This window comes from Mesorhizobium cantuariense (genome assembly GCF_042647205.1).
GTDB classification, from domain to species: Bacteria; Pseudomonadota; Alphaproteobacteria; order Rhizobiales; family Rhizobiaceae; genus Mesorhizobium; species Mesorhizobium cantuariense.
This window is the reverse complement of record NZ_JBHRVD010000001.1, coordinates 2,385,645-2,403,724: the sequence shown is the minus strand read 5'-3', so window position 1 is coordinate 2,403,724 and position 18,080 is coordinate 2,385,645. Positions and strand designations below refer to the sequence as shown.

The 18,080-nt window shown below is 61.1% G+C and carries 19 protein-coding genes and 2 pseudogenes; 9 read left to right on the top strand and 12 right to left on the bottom strand.

The window, feature by feature from the left end; genetic code table 11:
* Window positions 1-3: 3 nt before the first annotated feature.
* Together ACFOJ9_RS11120 and ACFOJ9_RS11115 are read right to left on the bottom strand one after the other, a co-directional pair.
* Window positions 4-702 carry a phosphatidylserine decarboxylase gene (locus ACFOJ9_RS11120; RefSeq protein ID WP_378978917.1) on the bottom strand — a complete coding sequence of 233 codons (699 nt, stop codon included), beginning with the start codon at window positions 700-702 and terminating at the stop codon, window positions 4-6.
* A complete protein-coding gene (locus ACFOJ9_RS11115) occupies window positions 699-1,046 on the bottom strand; it encodes a hypothetical protein (RefSeq protein WP_378978916.1) in 348 nt (115 codons plus the stop codon). Before ACFOJ9_RS11115 ends, ACFOJ9_RS11120 begins: the two co-directional genes overlap by 4 nt.
* Between ACFOJ9_RS11115 and ACFOJ9_RS11110 the strand changes: the two genes are divergently transcribed.
* Together ACFOJ9_RS11110 and ACFOJ9_RS11105 are read left to right on the top strand one after the other, a co-directional pair.
* On the top strand, window positions 1,030-1,626 hold the full coding sequence (locus ACFOJ9_RS11110; RefSeq protein ID WP_378978915.1) for a lysozyme inhibitor LprI family protein: 597 nt from the start codon (window positions 1,030-1,032) through the stop codon (window positions 1,624-1,626). The genes ACFOJ9_RS11115 and ACFOJ9_RS11110 overlap by 17 nt on opposite strands.
* Before the next feature lie 101 nt (window positions 1,627-1,727).
* Window positions 1,728-2,589 (top strand): annotated as a pseudogene (locus ACFOJ9_RS11105) (SMP-30/gluconolactonase/LRE family protein).
* A 6-nt stretch (window positions 2,590-2,595) separates the two neighbouring features.
* Here the strand turns inward: ACFOJ9_RS11105 and ACFOJ9_RS11100 are convergent.
* From ACFOJ9_RS11100 to ACFOJ9_RS11085, 4 genes are all read right to left on the bottom strand, one after another.
* Complete coding sequence (locus ACFOJ9_RS11100; protein WP_378978914.1) at window positions 2,596-2,940, bottom strand: antibiotic biosynthesis monooxygenase; 345 nt, start codon at window positions 2,938-2,940, stop codon at window positions 2,596-2,598.
* Window positions 2,941-3,099: 159 nt separating this feature from the next.
* On the bottom strand, window positions 3,100-4,980 hold the full coding sequence (locus ACFOJ9_RS11095) for an ABCB family ABC transporter ATP-binding protein/permease (protein ID WP_378978913.1): 1,881 nt from the start codon (window positions 4,978-4,980) through the stop codon (window positions 3,100-3,102).
* A gap of 23 nt (window positions 4,981-5,003) precedes the next feature.
* Complete coding sequence (locus ACFOJ9_RS11090) at window positions 5,004-5,336, bottom strand: ArsR/SmtB family transcription factor (RefSeq protein WP_378978912.1); 333 nt, start codon at window positions 5,334-5,336, stop codon at window positions 5,004-5,006.
* Between the two features lie 229 nt (window positions 5,337-5,565).
* A complete protein-coding gene (locus ACFOJ9_RS11085) occupies window positions 5,566-7,104 on the bottom strand; it encodes a LysM peptidoglycan-binding domain-containing protein (protein ID WP_378978911.1) in 1,539 nt (512 codons plus the stop codon).
* 126 nt (window positions 7,105-7,230) lie between these two features.
* On the opposite strand from ACFOJ9_RS11085, the gene ACFOJ9_RS11080 reads away from it, so the two are divergent.
* Complete coding sequence (locus tag ACFOJ9_RS11080; RefSeq protein ID WP_378978910.1) at window positions 7,231-7,842, top strand: LOG family protein; 612 nt, start codon at window positions 7,231-7,233, stop codon at window positions 7,840-7,842.
* A gap of 264 nt (window positions 7,843-8,106) precedes the next feature.
* Here the strand turns inward: ACFOJ9_RS11080 and ACFOJ9_RS11075 are convergent, their stop codons facing one another.
* Window positions 8,107-9,039, bottom strand: a complete 933-nt coding sequence (locus tag ACFOJ9_RS11075) for a hypothetical protein (protein WP_378978909.1) — start codon at window positions 9,037-9,039, stop codon at window positions 8,107-8,109.
* Between the two features lie 171 nt (window positions 9,040-9,210).
* Here ACFOJ9_RS11075 and ACFOJ9_RS11070 point away from each other — a divergent pair, with 171 nt between their 5' ends.
* Window positions 9,211-9,993 carry a hypothetical protein gene (locus ACFOJ9_RS11070; RefSeq protein WP_378978908.1) on the top strand — a complete coding sequence of 261 codons (783 nt, stop codon included), beginning with the start codon at window positions 9,211-9,213 and terminating at the stop codon, window positions 9,991-9,993.
* Window positions 9,930-10,751, top strand: a complete 822-nt coding sequence (locus ACFOJ9_RS11065) for an IS5 family transposase (protein ID WP_378976343.1) — start codon at window positions 9,930-9,932, stop codon at window positions 10,749-10,751. The genes ACFOJ9_RS11070 and ACFOJ9_RS11065 overlap by 64 nt, the downstream gene beginning before the upstream one ends.
* Before the next feature lie 163 nt (window positions 10,752-10,914).
* Here the strand turns inward: ACFOJ9_RS11065 and ACFOJ9_RS11060 are convergent, their stop codons facing one another.
* Window positions 10,915-11,163 (bottom strand): DUF6471 domain-containing protein, encoded by a 249-nt coding sequence (locus ACFOJ9_RS11060; RefSeq protein ID WP_378978907.1) that lies wholly within the window; start codon window positions 11,161-11,163, stop codon window positions 10,915-10,917.
* A 101-nt stretch (window positions 11,164-11,264) separates the two neighbouring features.
* Between ACFOJ9_RS11060 and ACFOJ9_RS11055 the strand changes: the two are divergent.
* A pseudogene (locus ACFOJ9_RS11055) lies at window positions 11,265-12,220 on the top strand (IS1595 family transposase).
* Between the two features lie 54 nt (window positions 12,221-12,274).
* Window positions 12,275-13,459, top strand: coding sequence for an AAA family ATPase (locus ACFOJ9_RS11050; RefSeq protein WP_378978906.1), 1,185 nt, complete (start codon window positions 12,275-12,277; stop codon window positions 13,457-13,459).
* Here the strand turns inward: ACFOJ9_RS11050 and ACFOJ9_RS11045 are convergent.
* Window positions 13,456-13,830 (bottom strand): hypothetical protein, encoded by a 375-nt coding sequence (locus tag ACFOJ9_RS11045; protein WP_378978905.1) that lies wholly within the window; start codon window positions 13,828-13,830, stop codon window positions 13,456-13,458. The genes ACFOJ9_RS11050 and ACFOJ9_RS11045 overlap by 4 nt on opposite strands.
* A 79-nt stretch (window positions 13,831-13,909) precedes the next feature.
* The gene (locus ACFOJ9_RS11040) at window positions 13,910-14,815 is read right to left on the bottom strand and encodes a LysR substrate-binding domain-containing protein (protein ID WP_378978904.1); all 906 of its coding nucleotides are present in this window, start codon (window positions 14,813-14,815) and stop codon (window positions 13,910-13,912) included.
* A gap of 111 nt (window positions 14,816-14,926) precedes the next feature.
* Between ACFOJ9_RS11040 and ACFOJ9_RS11035 the strand changes: the two genes are divergently transcribed.
* Both ACFOJ9_RS11035 and ACFOJ9_RS11030 read left to right on the top strand, forming a co-directional pair.
* On the top strand, window positions 14,927-15,217 hold the full coding sequence (locus tag ACFOJ9_RS11035) for a muconolactone Delta-isomerase family protein (protein ID WP_378978903.1): 291 nt from the start codon (window positions 14,927-14,929) through the stop codon (window positions 15,215-15,217).
* A 177-nt stretch (window positions 15,218-15,394) separates the two neighbouring features.
* A complete protein-coding gene (locus ACFOJ9_RS11030) occupies window positions 15,395-16,393 on the top strand; it encodes a transporter (protein WP_378978902.1) in 999 nt (332 codons plus the stop codon).
* Between the two features lie 17 nt (window positions 16,394-16,410).
* Here ACFOJ9_RS11030 and ACFOJ9_RS11025 read toward each other — a convergent pair whose 3' ends face one another.
* Together ACFOJ9_RS11025 and rarD are read right to left on the bottom strand one after the other, a co-directional pair.
* Complete coding sequence (locus tag ACFOJ9_RS11025) at window positions 16,411-17,097, bottom strand: glutathione S-transferase family protein (protein WP_378978901.1); 687 nt, start codon at window positions 17,095-17,097, stop codon at window positions 16,411-16,413.
* A 10-nt stretch (window positions 17,098-17,107) separates the two neighbouring features.
* Window positions 17,108-18,028, bottom strand: a complete 921-nt coding sequence (rarD, locus tag ACFOJ9_RS11020) for an EamA family transporter RarD (RefSeq protein WP_378978900.1) — start codon at window positions 18,026-18,028, stop codon at window positions 17,108-17,110.
* Between the last annotated feature and the right edge of the window lie 52 nt (window positions 18,029-18,080).

Genomic DNA, 18,080 nt, shown 5'->3' with positions numbered 1-18,080 from the left:
CGGTCAGGAAATCCGCACGAGGGGGGTGCCGGCGACACCGCCGAATTCGGCCAGCACGGTTTCGCCGCCGACCGCCGTCTGGCCAACGGCGACACGCGGCGTGGCGGTCAGCGGCAGGAAGACATCGACACGCGAACCGAAGCGGATCAGGCCGAAACGCTCGCCGATGGCGATCGAGCCGCCGGCCTCGGCCCAGCAGACGATGCGCCGCGCCACCAGGCCGGCGATCTGGACAGCGGCGACCGTGCCGTTGGGGCTGTCGATGACCAGGCCGTTGCGCTCGTTCTCGGTGCTTGCCTTGTCGAGTTCGGCATTGAGGAATTTCCCCGGCCGATGTTCGATTTTCGCAATACGGCCGCGCACCGGGGCGCGGTTCATATGGCAGGAAAAGACGTTCATGAACACCGAGATACGCGTCATCTCGACATTGCCGAGGCCAAGTTCGCGCGGCGGCACGGCGGGTCCGACCGCCGAGATGATGCCGTCGGCAGGGCTGACCACCAGGCGGTCGTCGACCGGCGTGACGCGCTCGGGATCACGGAAGAAATAGACGCACCAGGCGGTCAGGATAAGGCCGATCCAGAACAGGATCGAAGAGAAATAGCCAAGGAAAAGCGTTGCCGCGCCAAAGGCCGCAATGAAGGGATAGCCTTCGCGATGGATCGGTACGAACGCGTTCTTGACCGTATCGACAAGGCTCATCTGCTGTAAACGGGCTCCGTTTCAAGTCCGGCCTCAATAGCCGAAAGCCCCCCTCGCCGCAACGCAACAATCGGCAGGGCCACATTGACCGCACTGGCAAGAGTGGCGATGTGCTTGCCTGTCGGCATCATTCTCGCCAGAATTCGGGGCACCTCCGGTTCAAAGCGGGGAAAAGGCCGATTGTCCATGATCCGGAACCCGAGCAAGGCGAACCTCAACGCCAGACGATGGGCAGTCTCGGGTATCGCTCTGGTCGCATTACTGGCCTCGAACGGCAGCGCATTCGCGCAAGCCAAGCCGTCCTTCGACTGCGCCAAGGCCGCCAGCGTGGCGGAAAAGGCCATCTGCGCCGATCCTGCCCTGGCGCAAGCCGATGCCGATGTGGCGAAGACCTATGATGCATTGCTGAAGAGGCTCGATCCCCGTGCCGGCAAGGCATTGCGGGACGACCAAGGCGATTTCATTGGATATCGCGACCAGATCGCCGGCTTCAACGAGAACACGCCCAAGGACCAGCAGACTTTCGATCTCGGTGAGTTCCTGCGCGACCGCGCCACCTTCCTCGCCAGCATCCGCAAGCCGGCTGACAGCGGTTTCGTCGGCACCTGGAGCAGCAGCCGCGGCTCGGTCGAGATCAAGGCCGCAGGCGCCGGCAGGCTCGAGGTTTCAGAAGAGGTTGCCAACCCCGTCTCGGGCAGCGGCTCGTGCGAGATCGGTGGCACAGTCAAGATCGGCAAGGAATTGCGGTTGGTCGATACCGACGATAACGACAAGCCGACCGGATTTGTCTTCACCTTTCGCCGCAATGGTGATGCGCTCGTTGTCGAACAAAGCGGCACCGGCAAGGACGGCCGTTCGGAACCGCCATCATGCGGCGCCAACGGCCATGCCGATGGAACGTTCTTCCTGAGCGAAAGGCAATAAAGCTGCTGTCGGGAAACCTCCCCCTCGCCCGTCCTTGGTGAGACAGCGCTTCGATACGCCGCCAGGGGCAGATGAAGCGCGCAACGCGGAGGTGCCCGATCATGCAGACATCATCAGGCAACAAAGCTCGCGTCGTCACGGAAGGTCTCGCCTTCGGGGAATCGCCGCGCTGGCATGACGGACGCCTGTGGCTCTGCAACTGGGGCACGGGCGAGATCGTCGCCGTCGATGCCGACGGCAACAAGGAGATCGTGCTCACGGTGCCGGCTGTCCTGCCCTACTCCATCGACTGGCTGCCGGATGGCCGGTTGCTTGTCGTCTCGGGCCGCGAAGGCTTGTTGCTAAGGCAGGAAGCCGATGGGCGGCTCGTCACCCACACCGATCTGCGCAGCCTCTCGAAAAGCCCTTGGAACGAGATCGTCGTCGACGGGCGCGGCAACATCTATGTCAATGGCGGCGGCCCGGCGCCGGCGCCGGGCGAGCATTTCGGCCCCGGCACCATCGTGCTGGTCACGCCGGACAGTGCGATCCGGCAAGTGGCCGAGGACATAGCCTTTGCCAATGGCATGGCGGTGAGTCCCGACAACAAGACGCTGATCGTCGCGGAATCCCATGCCAACCGGCTGACGGTCTTCGACATCGCCGCCGACGGCAGCCTTGCCAACCGACGGGTCTGGGCCGATCTCGACGGCTATCCCGACGGCATTTGCCTCGATGCCGAGGGGGCGGTCTGGTACGCGGATGTGCCCAACAAGCACTGCGTGCGGGTGCGCGAAGGCGGTGAGGTGTTGCAGACGGTCACTGTCGATCGCGGCTGCTTTGCCTGCATGCTGGGCGGCACCGACAGGAAAACGCTTCATCCTCGCCGCCGAATGGCGTGGGTTCGAGCACATGGTCAGCGACGCCCACACCGGCCAGGTGTTCAGCGTGGAAGCGCCGGCACCTGGCGTCGGCTGGCCGTAGCAGCCTTTACCCGGGGACCCGCTGATAATTGGCGATGTCGGCGCGCACGCCGAGCCGGGCTATCGTCTCCTGCGGGTTGAAGGCGATGCGCTCGTGCGCGGCCTTGACGATCGGCACGACGTTGTCGACGGCCGCCTGGCTTTCCCATTCGACGATCGTCACAAGGTTGAATTCGCCCGGCCCCGAGAATTGCTCGAGCAGGAAATCCTGCACGAAGCCTTGTTGCAGGCGTAGCAATTCATGCGTTGTCCGGACCTTGGTAAGTATCTCCTCGCGAGCGGCGGCCGGGACCACGAATTTGTCCACCCTGAACACGCTACCACCGTTAACATTCTGATTTATGTCGTTCATTTCAATTGTTCCGTTCCTGCATGGTGTTGTGGGCTCCAGGAACGGCCTACAATCTCAACTTAAGTTGAGGTCAAGCGGAACTTCGATTGATTTGTAGAAGGGCTCGGATGGCGACGTTGCCAATCTCCCCCCTCGTGGGGGAGATTGGCACTCCATCGCCTATGACACCTCCGAGGTCCGCCGGCGAACGACGACGCCGAGCTCGTCGCCCTCGCGGGCGATGCGCAGCCGTTCCTCGGCTTCGGTCGCCTCGCGCTGGCGGTCCCACATCGAGGCGTAGAGGCCATGCTTGCGCATCAACTCGGCATGGGTGCCGCGCTCGGCGATCTGGCCGTCCTGCAGCACGATGATCTCATCGGCCGTAATCACCGTCGACAGGCGGTGGGCGATGACGATGGTGGTGCGGCCGCGGCTGACCAGATCGAGTGCCGCCTGGATCTCCTGCTCGGTATGGCTGTCGAGCGCCGAAGTCGCTTCGTCGAGCATCAGGATCGGCGGCGCCTTCAAGATGGTGCGGGCGATCGCCACGCGCTGCTTTTCGCCGCCCGAAAGCTTCAGCCCGCGCTCGCCGACCATCGACTTGTAGCCGTCGGGCAACCGCTCGATGAAGGGGCCGATCTGGGCGAGTTCGGCAGCCTTCTGCATATCCTCCTCGCTGGCGCCGATGCGGCCGTAGCGGATGTTGTAGGCGATGGTGTCGTTGAACAGCACTGTGTCCTGCGGCACCATGCCGATTGCCCCGCGCAGGCTCTCCTGCGTCACGTCCCTGATATCCTGGCCGTCGATCAGCACCTGGCCGCCCTGCACGTCGTAAAAGCGGAACAGAAGCCGCGAGATGGTCGACTTGCCGGCGCCCGAGGGCCCGACAATGGCGACGGTCTTGCCGGCCGGCACCTCGAAGCTGATGCCTTTCAGGATCTTGCGGTTCGGGTCATAGGAAAAATGCACGTCGCGGAACTCGTCCTTGCCGGCGCTGACCGCGAGCGGCTTGGCATCCGGCTTGTCGACGATCTCCTGTGGAACATCCAGCAGATCGAACATCTGCTCGATATCGGTCAGCCCCTGGCGGATTTCGCGGTAGATGAAGCCGATGAAATTGAGCGGCACCGACAGCTGCATCAGCATGGCGTTGATGAAGACGAAATCGCCGACCGTCTGCGTGCCGGCCTGCACTTCTAGCGCCGACATGCACATGACGATGACGGTGCCGAGACCGAAGATGATGCCCTGGCCGAAATTCAGCCAGCCGAGCGAGGTCCAGATCCGGGTCGCGGCGACCTCGTAGCGCGCCATCGAGCGGTCGAAGCGCTCGGCCTCCATGCCTTCATTGTTGAAATATTTGACCGTTTCGTAATTGAGCAGCGAGTCGATCGCCTTGGTGTTGGCGTCGGTGTCGCTGTCGTTCATGTCGCGGCGGATCGAGATGCGCCAGTCGCTCGCCCGCACCGTGAACCAGACATAGACCCAGACGGTGACCGCGACGACGACCACGTACTTCCAGCCATAGGTGTAGGCGAAGATGCCGGTTGTCAGCGCGAATTCGAGAATGGTCGGCGCCGTGTTGAGCATGATGAAGCGCACGATCGTCTCGATGCCCTTGGTGCCGCGCTCGATGATGCGAGACAGGCCGCCGGTGCGGCGCTCCAAGTGAAAGCGCAGCGACAGTTGGTGCATGTGAACGAAAGTGCGGAAAGCGAGCTGGCGTACCGCGTACTGACCGACGCGGGCAAACAGCGCATCGCGCAGCTGATTGAAGCCAAGCTGCACCAGCCGCACGACATTGTAGGCGACGACCAGCATCACGGGGGCCAGCAGAAAGGTCGGCAGAGGCGGCACCGATTTGGCGTCACCGGCCAGCGCGTCGGTCGCCCATTTGAAGAAATAGGGACCGGCGACCAGCGTCAGCTTGGCGACGACCAGCAACAGCGTCGCCCACGTGACCCGGGCCCTGAGATCGGCGCGGTCCGCCGGCCACATGTAGGGCCACAGGTTGAGCAGCGTCTTGAAGGTCGAGGAGTCGGAGACGGTTTTTTCGGCCATTTTTGTGCCCTTCTTTTTATCTTTCAGCGGCCGGAGCAGCAGGAATCGACGAGCGCGGTCAGCGACGCCGAGACGTCGGCGAGCGCGGCGTGGTCGATCGCGTAGCGCGAGCGCTGGCGATCAGGCTCGAATCGGACCAGCCCGGCTTCGACCAGTATCTTCAGGTGTTGTGACACGGTGGACTGCGCCAGATCGAAACGATCGACGACTTCGCGGCAGCAACAGGAGTTGCTGGCCGACAGGTGTTTCAGGATTTCGATCCGTGCCGGATGCGAAAGCGCGGCAAGCCTGGCGGCAACGGCGCGGCTGTCCGGGCTGCAGCCGGGTGCGTTTGTTTCCATGAGGGATTCTGTCATCGTTCATCGGCGATAGACGATGAGCGTGCACGGGGCAAGCTACCCCGATGGGTAGAGCGACCTAATCTCCCCCCTTGAGGGGGAGATGTCACCAAAGGTGACAGAGGGGGTCGGTACGTCCTGACGCGACGTCGATTGGAGAAAAGAGAAGGTCGGCGCTTCACGCGCGACGACCCCCTCTGGCCTGCCGGCCATCTCCCCCTCGAGGGGGGAGATCGGCGCTCAAACCCTACTTCGCCTTGGCTGGCGCCGTCGTCGCCTGCTCGCCCATCGCCTTGAGGTCGGCTGCCTCGCCTTCCTTCGACCTTTCCGGGACCTTGAACACCTGCCCCGGCCAGATGCGATCGGGATCGCTGATCTGGTCCTGGTTGGCGAGGTAGATGGTCGAGAAGCGCACGCCATGGCCGTAGACGCGCCGCGAGATCCGCCACAGCGTGTCGTTGCGGCGGATGATGACGGCGCCGTCGGCATGCTCGAGTTTGGGCGCCACCGTCTCGGGCACATCGCCTGGCGGCGTTGCCGCTGCAACGGCCGGACCCTCGGTGGCGGGAGCAGTCGTCGTGGGCGGTGCCGTCTCGGCCGGTGCCGCGGCAACGGCCGGCGCCTCGGCAGCCGGGGGCGCTTCGGCGGCAGCAGGTGCGGCCGGCTTCGGTTCGGCCGGTTTTGCTTCGGCGGGCTTGGGCTCGGCAGGCGCCACGGCGGCGATCGCTTCGCCCGGCTCGCGTTCGAACGGCACGGCGGCGCGGGCCACCACTTTCACGCCGTCGGCATCGAGACCGTCGACATGGATGGTGTAGCTGCCGACCGGAATGTCGCGCGTCGCCTCGACGAGGAAGTGGCCGTCCGGCGACGTCTGCGCGTCCCCGAGCAGGATGTCGTTGGCGTAGGCGCGCACCTTGCGGCCGGCATCGGCGAGGCCGGCGACGAAGATCTTGTTGCCGTCGATCTCGACCGCCTCGACGACGATCTTGGGTTCGGCCATGGGCGCGGCGGGCGGCGTTGCCGGTGCCGCCGGTGCCGGTGCTGCTTCGACGACGGCCGGTGCCGCCGGTGCGGCTGGTGCCGGAGCTGTGGCCGCAGGAGCAGCCGGAGCGGCAGCCTGGTCGCCGGCAGCCGGTGCGGCCGGCTTTGTCTCGGGCGCGGGAACGGTGAGCAATTCAGCCGGCTTGCCCGGCTCCTCGACCATGGCCAGCACCTGGCCGGTCGCATCCTTGGGAACCGAGACGACAGCGGTCTGCACCGAAGGCGTTACGACATCACCGGTGGTCGCGCGCAGCGCAATTGTATAGTCGCCAGGCTTCAGCGGGTCGTCGAGAATGATGACAAAGGCGCCATCGGGACCAGCGACCGTCGAGCCAAGCACAGTCGTGCCGTTGAGGATCTCGACCTTCGCGTTGGGTGCCGCATTGCCGGCAATGACGATAGAGCCATTGCTCTCGACGCGCACGACATCGAAGGACGGTGCGATCGGACCGGCCGCAGCCGGCGCTGCCGGCGCTGCCGGAGTCGCCGCATCCGTTGCCGGTGCGGCCGGGGCTGTTGCCTGGGGCACCGCGGCGGGAGCGGCCGGGACCTCCGCTGGAGGCAGCCGCGCTTCCGTGCCGGGATCAGCCGGTTTCGGCGCAGCGGGCGGCGTCAGCGCCGCCACTTCCGCCGGCGGCGTGGGATTGAGATACGGGTCAAGTGCGCCCGATACATAGGCGGTTCCCGCGGCCGCAACGGTCCCACCCGCCACGAACAGGAACGCCTTCAATGGATTAATCGCCATATTTCCCTACCCCTTAGCCACCTAACGCCGGTCTAGCCTGTTTTGCCAATACCGACAAGAAAAAGCCCGGGTTTGTTAACCCTTGGGGCTTGACCGCGCTTTCAGACCCAATCACCAATCATCGGCATGAACACGATTCGATCCGTCTGCGTCTATTGCGGCTCGTCTCCGGGCCGCGATGAAATCTATATCAAGGCCGGACACCTGCTCGGGCGCTCGATTGCCAAAGCGGGACTGCGGCTGGTCTATGGTGGCGGCACCAAAGGCATCATGGGCGCCGTCGCCGAAGGCGCGCTCAAGGCCGGCGGCAAGGTGACGGGCATCATTCCGCGCTTCCTGATCAACAAGGAGGCGACCGAAACCGCGCTTGACCGGCTCGATGAACTCTTGATCACCGACAACATGCACGAGCGCAAACACAAGATGTTCGAGAAATCCGACGCCTTTGTGGCGCTGCCGGGCGGCATCGGTACGGTCGAGGAGATCGTCGAGGTCATGACCTGGGGACAACTCGGCCATCACCGCAAGCCGATTGTCTTCGGCAATGTCGGAGGATTCTGGGATCCTATGCTGGCATTGCTCGATCACATGGCCGCCGAGGGCTTCATCCACACCGCGCAGCGGGTCAAGCCGCTGGTCGTCGACGACCCCGAAGCGATCGTCGCCGCCATCATGGTCGCTGGATCCTCCGTCGACGCCCCGACCGAAGGGGTGCAGTCGGTGATCGACAAGCTATAGGGGAATAAGGGAGTAGGGCAGTAAGGCAGTATGTGAATTGCCTGGAGTGCCTTGCCCTACTGCCCTACTGCCCTACTGCCCTACTGCCCTACTGCCCTACTGCCCTACTGCCCTACTGCCCTACTGCCCTACTGCCCTACTGCCCTACTGCGGTCTTATGTAGCAAAAGCACCAAACCTCGACGACAGGAGGGGACCGTGAGCTAGGCGGCGCGCCGTGTGGGCGCGGGCGGCGTTGGCCGCAATCATCCTAGTGGCGTTGGGTTCAAGTTGTAACGCCACCAGAAACTGGAAAATTCTCGAACACGAGATGACTGGGCGGGATTGGCTGACTGTCTACAGGCAGAGCACCACCCGGCCCGATGTTTCCCTTCAGGAGCACCGTATAGACGCGCATGGTCTGTGCGAGCTGGTGAGTGAACGGTATCTGATAGTCGATGCAGACAATCAACACGGGGACCATGATCGGAATAACGGGAAGACCTCCTCCCGGGACGACGCCTTTCAGTTGACTCCGATCGATCTTGAACGAACGCCGTTCGATTTTTTCCTCTCCGGGGAGTTGCGTAGCTTCTATAAACTTATGGTTGTTACGCATTTCAAGGACCCTGGAAATTTCTTCGAGAATGGCCCCAGAGCCAAGACTGTTCACCAATACGGCCTTAACATAAACGCCCTGTGCCGGCGTTTTGCCGATATTACTAATGTCCAGCGCGATCTCCGTTTTTACGCCTTTTTGATCGAAGGTTATTGGCGCAACGAAGGTTGGCACCACGAGAAGCCAAGGGCGCTGGTCGGCAATCAGTTGTTGTCTGGCGGTCTCGACAGCCTCATGGGAAGCAAGCAGCGATTTGCGGACGTAGAAAATACCAATGCCGGTTACTATCAAGCTGCCGCAAGAAGCGAGGAACGTGCAAAGAGCCCAAAAGCCCATATCCTTTTGAGCTTGCAGATCTTGATTGGTGGCTTGCTGTCGGTCGTAGGTTTCAAGCTTGTCGGACACGCATTTCGTGAAGGCAGGCAGATCCATCCCGAAGCAGGACTCGGCTATTACCTTCTGGGTATTGTGGCGATCCTGCTCGGCCTTTTCCTGATATCTGGAATAGGCCTCATGTACCTTGGCGTATTGGTCTAAGGTGATGGCGGATACAATCCCGACCATAAAAATCAGGACGGTTGCTGCCGCCAGCGTGAGCATAACATTCGCGTCGCGCAAAAATCGCACTGCAATCCCCCCAGAATGCACAGGCATTCATCTTGCGGGAGAAGTGGCGACTCCACAACCTGAAGGATTCCTGCTTACCTGCCGCCTATGGGGAGCATCGTCTTTAAACGACTTGCGAGTTTTGTCGTCGCAGCTGGCGGGTGGATGCTCCTTGGCGTTCGGACTGCGCTTGATTTGGTTGGCTGGTCAACTGCTCCCGATGACGTTGGCGTGGCGATGACCAGGCTAGATCAAATCCTCTCTTGGATTATCGGTCTGCCGTGGGGAGTGCCGTGGGGCTTCGCATTGATCTCGACAATGTGGTTGATGTGGGTTTCGTGGCCACGTGCAGCGCCAGCCGTAGGAACAAAGAGAGGGGCTAGCAATCAACCGACTATTGAGCCAGCGTCACGCCAATATAACGAAGACGGGTCTTATCCGAACTATTTCTTTGATCACGCCGCGCATGAGAGCCTTACTAATTTCGCCGTCGAAAAGGTGATCCCCGCGGGCTATGCGCAGGAATTGTTGCAGCGGACGATTATTGAAAAGCTTACAGACAATCCAGTCCTACAAGATTATGCTGCGCGCGGTCTATTGTATCATTATTCCTACGAGCGGACCCAGTTTCGCGACGGGTTTTCCGAGCTATCGGCCCGCCTAGCTGGCAGTCCCATGGAGTATGTCCCGTTTCAAGAACTGGTGGATTGCGTCGATCAGATCGAAAAAGGCTATAAGGACTTTTGTCGCCAAACGGTTGAGTTGGCGAAATCTTCAAAGATAAATTTGCTGGAAGATCAGTCAGTGTCTGACCCGAAAAGAAGTTGGGTGATATCAGCGGCTTGTGATTCAGTCGGTGTTGCGAAGCATCGACGGAGAATCCCATGTGGACCGATATCACCCGAGCCAAGCATGCCCGCAAAGGGCTGCGGTATTCAAGCGATTTGACGGATATGGAGTGGGCGGTTCTTGATCCGGTGATTCCGCCCCGGTCCCGACTTGGGCGCCCGCCGAAATGGTCGCGGCGCGAGATCATGAATGGACTGTTCTACGTGCTGCGCAGTGGCTTGCCATGGCGGATGCTGCCCAGGGACTTGCCGCCGGTGTCGACGCTGCAGCGCTACTTCTACGCTTGGCGCGACTGCGGCCTTTGGAGCACCATCAATCATCTGCTGCTGATGAGCGTGCGTCTGGCCACCGGTCGCCAAGCCTCACCCAGCGCCGGCGTGATCGACAGTCAAAGCGTGAAAACCACGGAGAGCGGCGGGCCTTGCGGTTACGATGCCGGCAAGAAGATCAAAGGCCGCAAGCGCCATATCCTCACCGACACCCTGGGTTTGCTCGTCGGCGCGGTCATCCATACCGCCGATATCCAGGACCGCGACGGCGCTCCCGACGTTCTGGCCTCCATTCGAGCCAGCTTTCCTTGGCTGCGCCACGTCTTCGCCGACGGCGCTTACGCCGGTGAGAAGCTTGAGACCGCCCTTCATGGGAAAGGCGACTGGACGCTCGAAATCATCAAACGATCCGACACCGCCAAGGGCTTCGAAGTGCTTCCACGTCGATGGGTCGTCGAGCGCACCTTTGCATGGTTCGGACGAAACCGACGCCTGGCCAAGGACTTCGAGGCCACGATCGAAAGTTCCACCGCATGGCTCTTGCTGGCCTCCGCTCAGCTCATGACGCGCAGGCTGGCAAACCATTGATCCGCTTCAAAAACATTATGAGTCAGACTCTCAGTTCGTGAAGCGTGGGAAGAATGGCGCGATGCGCACAACACGCTTGTTAGTGAATATGATCAAGTCAAGCGTGAATCGAAATACGGCAGGCTATATAGGCCGCAAAAACCCAGCCGATGGGGCGGTATAATCAATCTGTCTCCGAAAGATGAACCGTTGCCGTTCCTATTGCCGCCAGACATTGCAGAAGAAAAGCAGCGGTAAACCCGCCACGGCTGATTTTGTTATTCAGATTCCGTTCCGTCTCTTGGATGCCGATAATGGACAACCTATCGGCGAGTTGGCCGTAGGTAACTCCCTTCCGCTTCAATTCGGCTTTCAAGAGGTTCTTGGCCTTCGTCTCATATTCGACCGTTGCCGGGTCGTCCTTACGTGCCATCGGGTAGCCTCAAAATATCATCACATTCGATGATATAGGCCCTTGTATTTGGCGATACAAGTCCGCATATACGGTGAACAATATCACCGGATATGATGACAATGGCACAGCACTTCCTCCTTTCCGCCGAAAGCCGCACCCTCTCCCTCAAGGAGATTTACAAGGGTGGCGAGGAAAAGGCTTACGACACGTTCAAGCGCCTTCGCTGGGCTTCGACCCAAGGCGAGCCTGTTTGCCCGAAATGCGGGTGCCTGGATCATTACGACATTCCGACCCGTCGCAAGTTCAAGTGCGCCGCTTGCGGTGCGCAGTTCTCCGTCACGTCCGACTCCATCTTCGCTTCGCGCAAGCTGTCGTTCACCGATTTGCTGGCCGCGATCTGCCTGTTCGTCAACGGCTCTAAGGGCATGTCGTCGGTCCAGTTCTCCCGCGATCTGGACGTGCAGTACAAGACCGCCTTCGTGTTGTCGCACAAGCTGCGCGAAGCCCTGTCGGCTGAAACCAAGAACGAAATGCTGGAAGGCGAGGTGGAGATTGACGGCGCGTACTTCGGTGGCGTGGTGCGCCCTGAGAACCGTGTAGAGGACCGCAAGGACCGTCGCATGAAGGAACACCAGTCAGACCGCCGCCGCGTTGTCATCGCCCTGCGCGAGCGCGCTGGCCGCACTCTGACTTTCATCCGCCATAGTGAAGCCGAAGGCGTCGAAATCGCCCGCGCTCGCATGTTGGCCGGTTCCAAGCTGTTCGCTGACGAGGCGAGCCATTGGGACGCGCTAGAAGCCGATTACGCTTCTACCCGCATCAACCATTCGGAAAGCTACAGCGACGGCCACGGCAAGCATACGAACATTTCAGCCGCTTGCGTCGCATGGTCGTCGGCCAGCATCACCACGTGTCACACAAGTACCTGTACCAGTATGCTAACCACGCTGCATGGCTTGAAGACCACCGTCGCCGCTCGAATGGTGGCAACGCTTATGCGATCCTTGGCGGCGCCCTCAATCATTCCGTGAGCCGCGTTTGGGCAGGATACTGGCAGAGGGCGCTTGTGGTTTAGAGTGAGTTTAGGTAGTTATAGCGGATTCTTGCTATAAATGGATAAATTGCGAATATGGATCCCGTCCGAAATCCCTACGCGCCCGGTGCCGGTAGCCCCCCGCCGGAATTGGCTGGAAGGAAAGATGTTATTGAGAACGCGCAAATTGCGCTGCGCCGAGTGGCAATCGGTCGTCCATCACAAAGCCCGATCCTCGTGGGTTTGAGAGGGGTCGGCAAGACGGTTCTTCTAGTCCGCATCAAGCATCTTGCGGAAGCAGATAAAATCAGGACAATTTATATTGAAGCACATGAAGGCAAAACCCTTCCTGAGTTGCTTGTCCCAGGTATACGTCAAACACTTTTCGCTCTGAGCGCAATTGCCAATGCCAAAGATAAGGCGCGTCGAGGCTTAATGGTACTCAAAAGCTTCATGAGCGGACTCAAAGTGACTATTAATGACATCGAGATTGGAATCGACGCTGAAGCTGGCACGGCAGACAGCGGGGATATCGAGGCCGACCTACCAGAATTGATGTTGGCCTTGGCGGAAGCGGCGTCAGCGTCAAAGACGACTGTTGCGATTTTGATCGATGAGATGCAGTACCTCTCCGAGAAGGAATTTAGTTCCTTAATCATGTCGATACACAGGATCAACCAAAACGCTCTCCCTATAATCATGATCGGAGCAGGGTTGCCGCAGATACTTGGGCTTGCGGGGAACTCAAAATCCTACGCAGAGCGACTATTTACCTACCCTAAAATTGGAGCTTTGTCGGAGAGGGATGCAATCAACGCGATAGTCAATCCCGCTAAGTCAGAGGGGGTGCGTTTTGAAATAGGTGCCGTAAATCAAATCCTAAAGGTGACAAAAAGCTACCCGTACTTCCTTCAGCAATGGGCGTACGAGGCGTGGAATATTGCGGAAAATGACATCATAAAAGCGAGAGACGTGTTCGCTGCGCACAATAACGCTTTATCTACGCTGGACGAAAGCTTCTTTAAGGTTCGATTTGAACGTTGCACACCATCCGAGAAGAAGTATATGCGCGCTCTTGCAGAGCTTGGAAGTGGATCATTCCGGTCGGGCGATATCGCTGAGGTCTTAGGAGTGAAAACCACAAGCGTTGCCCCAACGCGTGGAAATCTCATAAAGAAGGGAATGATCTATTCTCCCGCTCACGGGGACACCGAATTCACCGTCCCGATGTTTGATGAATATATGAAGCGGGCAATGCCGAACTACAAGTTTCGTGATTAGCGGTCTGCTTCGGCCCCTCCGTGCCACCTCTTCGCGCCTTTGACACTATCCGTCACCTTGTCGGCCAGTTCGCGGTCGGCGGCATTCCAGCCCTTCACGGCCATCAGGCGTAGGGCGATTTCCCGGTTCGCGCCTTGGCCACCGTCCCTGCGCAGTAGCCTCGCCAGTTCGTTGCGCTTGAACAGCCTGTTGGCCGCCCGCCTGGGCTTGATGTCGTCCGGCGAGCGCGCATAGCCGAAGATCGCCAGCGCTTCGTCAATGGTCTGTAGCTGCGCCTTCAGGACGGCTTTCTGCCGGTCCAAGTCGAGAACCTGGCCGGCGAGTTCCGCCCGCTTGGCGACCAATGCGTGAATGACGATAGGCTCTCCCATGCACCGGATTTTATGGGAACCCACCCAAAAGGGCGCGCGGGAAGTTGGTGCGTTTGCTACATAAGACCGCCCTACTGCCCTACTGCCCTACTGCCCTACCCTCTTTCCCAGCAGCTTGCCGCAAGCCGGCGATCACCGCGCGGCGGTCATGACGCCGCCAGGTGAGATAGATGGAAACCGTGCGTTCGAACCACGGCAGGTCGCGAAACACGATCCGCGGCGGCGCGGCGGCACGCAGGCTGGCCTGCACCGTCGCCAGGCCAAGACCGGCGCTGACCAGGCCGAGCGAGGTCAACGGGTCGGCCGTCTCATAGGCAATGTCGGGCAGAAAGCCGGCTTTGGCGCATGCCGCAAGGAACTGCCCGCGATTGGTGTCGTCGGGCTGGCGCACGACCGTGATCCAGGTGCGACCGTCGAGGTGATGCGGTCCGATCTCTGATAGCTGGACAAGCGGATCATCTTCGGGGATCGCCAGCACCAGCGGTTCATGCCGCAGCGCCATGGCGGCGACATCCGGGTCGTCGTCGGCTGGCGGCGAATAGACAAAGCCCAGATCGAGCGCCCGTTGCCGTAGCCCTTCCAACTGCGCCGCCGAACGCAGGCTTCGCAATTGGAGGTGAAAATCCGGCCGCTCGCGGCGGAACTGGCGCAGCATCCCGGCGACAAGCCCGGCATGCACGGCCCCTTCGACATAGCCGATGGCGAGACGGCCGACGGCGCCGCTGGCCAGGTTGCGGCCGAACTCCTCCAGTCGTCGCGCATTGGACAGTAGCGAGCGGGCCTCGGTGAGGAAGGCGCGACCCTCGGCGTTGAGGTGGACCCGCTGTTTTGCCCGTTCGAACAGAGCGACGCCAAGCTGCTCCTCGAGCTGCATGATCTGCCGGCTGAGCGGCGACTGCGAAATATGCAGCATTTCGGCGGCGCGCCCGACATTGCCGGTTTCGGCAACGGTGACGAAATACCTGATCTGGCGCAGGTCGAACATTTTGTCTCCGGGGCTCCAAGTCCTTCCAGGTCTCAACTTTAGCCTAATCAGTCTTGGACAGTCTGACCAGCCAAGAGCGATAATCGGCCATCCCAACCAAAGGAGACCGCCATGCAGTTCTTTGCCCTTCTCACCCGCAACACCGCTGAGTTTACCGATGCCGATTTCGCCCCGCTTCTGCCCGGCGAAGCCGAGCAGCGGCGCACACTCTACGCCGAGGGCGCGGTGCGTCAGGTCTGGAACCGAGGCGACATCCCGGGCAGCGGCATGATGTTCGAGGCAGCCGATGATACAGAGGTTCGCGACCATCTCGCCACCTTGCCGCTGGTCAAGGCCGGCATGATGGACATTGCTGCAATCGTGCCGCTCAACCCCTACCCAGGCTTCGGCCCGAAGCACTGACAGGGCACAATCCGGGGGTGGCTAAGGCGTCACCACCGGATTGACGTGGGTGGTCGACAGACTGTGATCGGATGTCAAGAAACCGTCACACGAAATCGGGTTCGCTCGTGCTAGAAATCAAGCTCAGGCGGCCGCTATGCGGCGCCATGTTCGAAATCTGCATCTGGCACCGCGTCCATGGATATCGCTCTCGCCCCGGAAGGCACCGACCTGTCGCCTTACCTGCCCGACGAGCACGGGTTGTTTTTCATCTACCACTTTACCACCGAAGGCGTGAGAACTAGGGACGCTGCCGCCGCGCACTGGACATGGCGCAGCTACCAGCTCTCCGACATGCGCGCTCGCCATGAGATCGGCGCCGATCAAGCGTTGCCGGCACCGGTACGCGAAGCCTTTCTGTCCGCCAGCCATGGCTGCCACATCGACCTCGAGGATGACTGGCTCTTTGGCGACCTGCCGGATCTGCGCCACGACTATTCGGCGGAAGCAGGCGGCCTTGGCCATTTCCGCTTCGCTCTCAACGACACGATGCTGGTCGGCGCCCGCAAGCAGCCGCTGCAGTCGGTCGACAACATCCGCAAGGCGATCGAGAACGGATCGCGCAAGTTCCGCTCGCCGGCCGAACTGATCGAGGCTGTCGTCGGCCAGTCGTTCGACGGCATGGTGGCGGAACTTGCGGCACTCGGTGACAGTCTCGACGGCATCGAGGATCGCATCGTCTGCGACGCATGGCACAATGAGCGGCAATCCCTCGTCGATGCGCGCCGGCATCTGGTGGTGATCCACAGGCAGATGGCGACGCTGACCAATCTGTTTCGCCATCTCGACCACTCGCACCGCAACGACCTGCCCGATTCGATCAACGACATGGCGGCACGGCTGTCGCACCGGGCGCAGACGCTGCACTATGATGGCGAGCAATTGCAGGCACGCGCCCGGCTGTTGCAGGACGAGCTGATGGCCAAGCTGACGACGCAGTCGAACCGGCTGCTGTACGTGCTGTCGGTGATGACAGCGGTGCTGTTGCCGATGACCATCATCTCCGGCCTGTTCGGCATGAATGTAGGCGGCCTGCCGCTGGTCGACACGCCAATGGGTTTTTGGGTAGTGACGGCGGTGTCGATGGTGATCGCGGGAGCGACCTATTTCTTTGTCAGGCGGCTCGGACAGATGTAGCGGCTGCCTGGCGACTTTTATGCCGAGGCGCGAAAATCCTCGATGATCGTGCCGGCGGCGGCGATTTCCGCTTCGTGGTCGGGATCGCGCCAGGTCTCGGCAAGGCCCGCAGCGTACCATTCGCGCATCGCCGGCAAGGCAAGCAGTTGGTCCGGATAGGCGCCCGCTGCTCCTTCGAAAGAGAGCCCATAGGACTGCGCCCGAAACGCCACCGGGGCAAAGAAAGCGTCGACGGCGGTGAAATGAGCACCGGCCAGAAACGGCCCGCCGAAACGGGCAAGGCCATCATTCCAGAGATCGCCGAGGCGAAAGAGGTCCTGTTTCAGCGCGTCGGACATTGGGAACGGCTTCACCCGAACGCCGCAACTCATCGGACATGCCCCGCGCAGTGCGGTGAAGCTCGAATGCATTTCGGAGGCGGCCGAGCGCGCCCAGGCGCGCGCCCTGGCCTCGACAGGCCACACGCCATGGTGGCGCTCCGCCAGATATTCGGTGATCGCGAGCGAGTCCCAGACCGCCCAACCGTCGTCGATCAGGCATGGCACCCGGCCGTTGGGCGAGAACTGCCGGTAGAGGCTCCAACTCGATCCGGGCGGGAACGGCGTCAGCCGCTCCTCGAATGGGATATCCAGCGCGCGCATCAGCAGCCAGGGCCGCAGCGACCATGAGGAATAATTCTTGTTGGCGATATGCAGCAGGTACATCCGAAATCCCTTACCGTGTGGGCGCGGCCCTACGCGCTGTCGTCAACATCGACCAGGAATAGATCGCCAGGGCCGCCCAGATCAGCGCGAACGCAACCGCCTGGGTGGTGCCGAAAGGCTCGTCGAAGATCAAAACGGCGATCAGGAACACCATGGTCGGCGCGATATATTGCATGATGCCGATGGTTGACAGACGCAGCAGTTTGGCGCCGAAGGCGAACAGCAACAACGGCACCGATGTGACCGGACCGCAGCCGATCAGCAGCGCCGTATCGGCACCGCTGCTGGATACGATGTGATCCTGCCCGGTTGCGATGAGATAGACGATGTAGCCAAGCGCCGGCACCGACAGCAGAAGGACTTCGAGCAGAAAGCCCTGGCTCGGTCCGATCGGCAGCGTCTTGCGGAAGAAGCCGTAGGCAGCGAAGGAAAAGGCCAACGCCAGCGACACCCAGGGCAGCTTGCCGCCCTCTATGGTCAGCACGGCGACTGCGACGGCCGCCAGCACCACCGCCGCGATCTGCAGCCGGTCGAGCCGCTCGCCAAGCAGCAGCGCGCCGACGACGACGCTGACCAGCGGGTTGATATAATAGCCGAGCGCTGTTTCGACCGTGCGGTCGACGGCGATCGCCCAGACATAGATGCCCCAATTGACCGAGATCAGCGCCGCCGTCAGCGCGGCCATGGCGATGGTGCGCGGCGAACGCAGTGCCGCCTTGAAATCCGCCGTGCGGCCGGCCCAGACCAGAACGGCGGCGGCGATCGGCACCGACCAGACGATGCGATGGGCAATGACTTCGGCGAGCGGCAGATGAGCGACCGCCTTCATGTAGAAGGGCAGCAGCCCCCATAGCAGATAGGCGCCGAGTGCCAGCAGGAAGCCGCGACGGGCCTTTGAATCGGCATCCGGGATAATTGCTTCAGTGGCCATGGGCGATGCTATGGCCCACCAATCCTGGCAAGACCATCGCAAACTTCTGATG

What these genes read in the sequence shown, in the direction of transcription:
- ACFOJ9_RS11120 (WP_378978917.1), bottom strand. Translation starts at nt 702, where the DNA reads ATGAGCCTTGTCGATACGGTCAAGAACGCGTTCGTACCGATCCATCGC.
- ACFOJ9_RS11115 (WP_378978916.1), bottom strand. Translation starts at nt 1,046, where the DNA reads ATGGCCTTTTCCGCCACGCTGGCGGCCTTGGCGCAGTCGAAGGACGGC.
- ACFOJ9_RS11100 (WP_378978914.1), bottom strand. Translation starts at nt 2,940, where the DNA reads ATGAACGACATAAATCAGAATGTTAACGGTGGTAGCGTGTTCAGGGTG.
- ACFOJ9_RS11095 (WP_378978913.1), bottom strand. Translation starts at nt 4,980, where the DNA reads ATGGCCGAAAAAACCGTCTCCGACTCCTCGACCTTCAAGACGCTGCTC.
- ACFOJ9_RS11090 (WP_378978912.1), bottom strand. Translation starts at nt 5,336, where the DNA reads ATGACAGAATCCCTCATGGAAACAAACGCACCCGGCTGCAGCCCGGAC.
- ACFOJ9_RS11085 (WP_378978911.1), bottom strand. Translation starts at nt 7,104, where the DNA reads ATGGCGATTAATCCATTGAAGGCGTTCCTGTTCGTGGCGGGTGGGACC.
- ACFOJ9_RS11080 (WP_378978910.1), top strand. Translation starts at nt 7,231, where the DNA reads ATGAACACGATTCGATCCGTCTGCGTCTATTGCGGCTCGTCTCCGGGC.
- ACFOJ9_RS11075 (WP_378978909.1), bottom strand. Translation starts at nt 9,039, where the DNA reads ATGCTCACGCTGGCGGCAGCAACCGTCCTGATTTTTATGGTCGGGATT.
- ACFOJ9_RS11070 (WP_378978908.1), top strand. Translation starts at nt 9,211, where the DNA reads ATGCTCCTTGGCGTTCGGACTGCGCTTGATTTGGTTGGCTGGTCAACT.
- ACFOJ9_RS11065 (WP_378976343.1), top strand. Translation starts at nt 9,930, where the DNA reads ATGTGGACCGATATCACCCGAGCCAAGCATGCCCGCAAAGGGCTGCGG.
- ACFOJ9_RS11060 (WP_378978907.1), bottom strand. Translation starts at nt 11,163, where the DNA reads ATGGCACGTAAGGACGACCCGGCAACGGTCGAATATGAGACGAAGGCC.
- ACFOJ9_RS11050 (WP_378978906.1), top strand. Translation starts at nt 12,275, where the DNA reads ATGGATCCCGTCCGAAATCCCTACGCGCCCGGTGCCGGTAGCCCCCCG.
- ACFOJ9_RS11045 (WP_378978905.1), bottom strand. Translation starts at nt 13,830, where the DNA reads ATGGGAGAGCCTATCGTCATTCACGCATTGGTCGCCAAGCGGGCGGAA.
- ACFOJ9_RS11040 (WP_378978904.1), bottom strand. Translation starts at nt 14,815, where the DNA reads ATGTTCGACCTGCGCCAGATCAGGTATTTCGTCACCGTTGCCGAAACC.
- ACFOJ9_RS11035 (WP_378978903.1), top strand. Translation starts at nt 14,927, where the DNA reads ATGCAGTTCTTTGCCCTTCTCACCCGCAACACCGCTGAGTTTACCGAT.
- ACFOJ9_RS11030 (WP_378978902.1), top strand. Translation starts at nt 15,395, where the DNA reads ATGGATATCGCTCTCGCCCCGGAAGGCACCGACCTGTCGCCTTACCTG.
- ACFOJ9_RS11025 (WP_378978901.1), bottom strand. Translation starts at nt 17,097, where the DNA reads ATGTACCTGCTGCATATCGCCAACAAGAATTATTCCTCATGGTCGCTG.
- rarD (WP_378978900.1), bottom strand. Translation starts at nt 18,028, where the DNA reads ATGGCCACTGAAGCAATTATCCCGGATGCCGATTCAAAGGCCCGTCGC.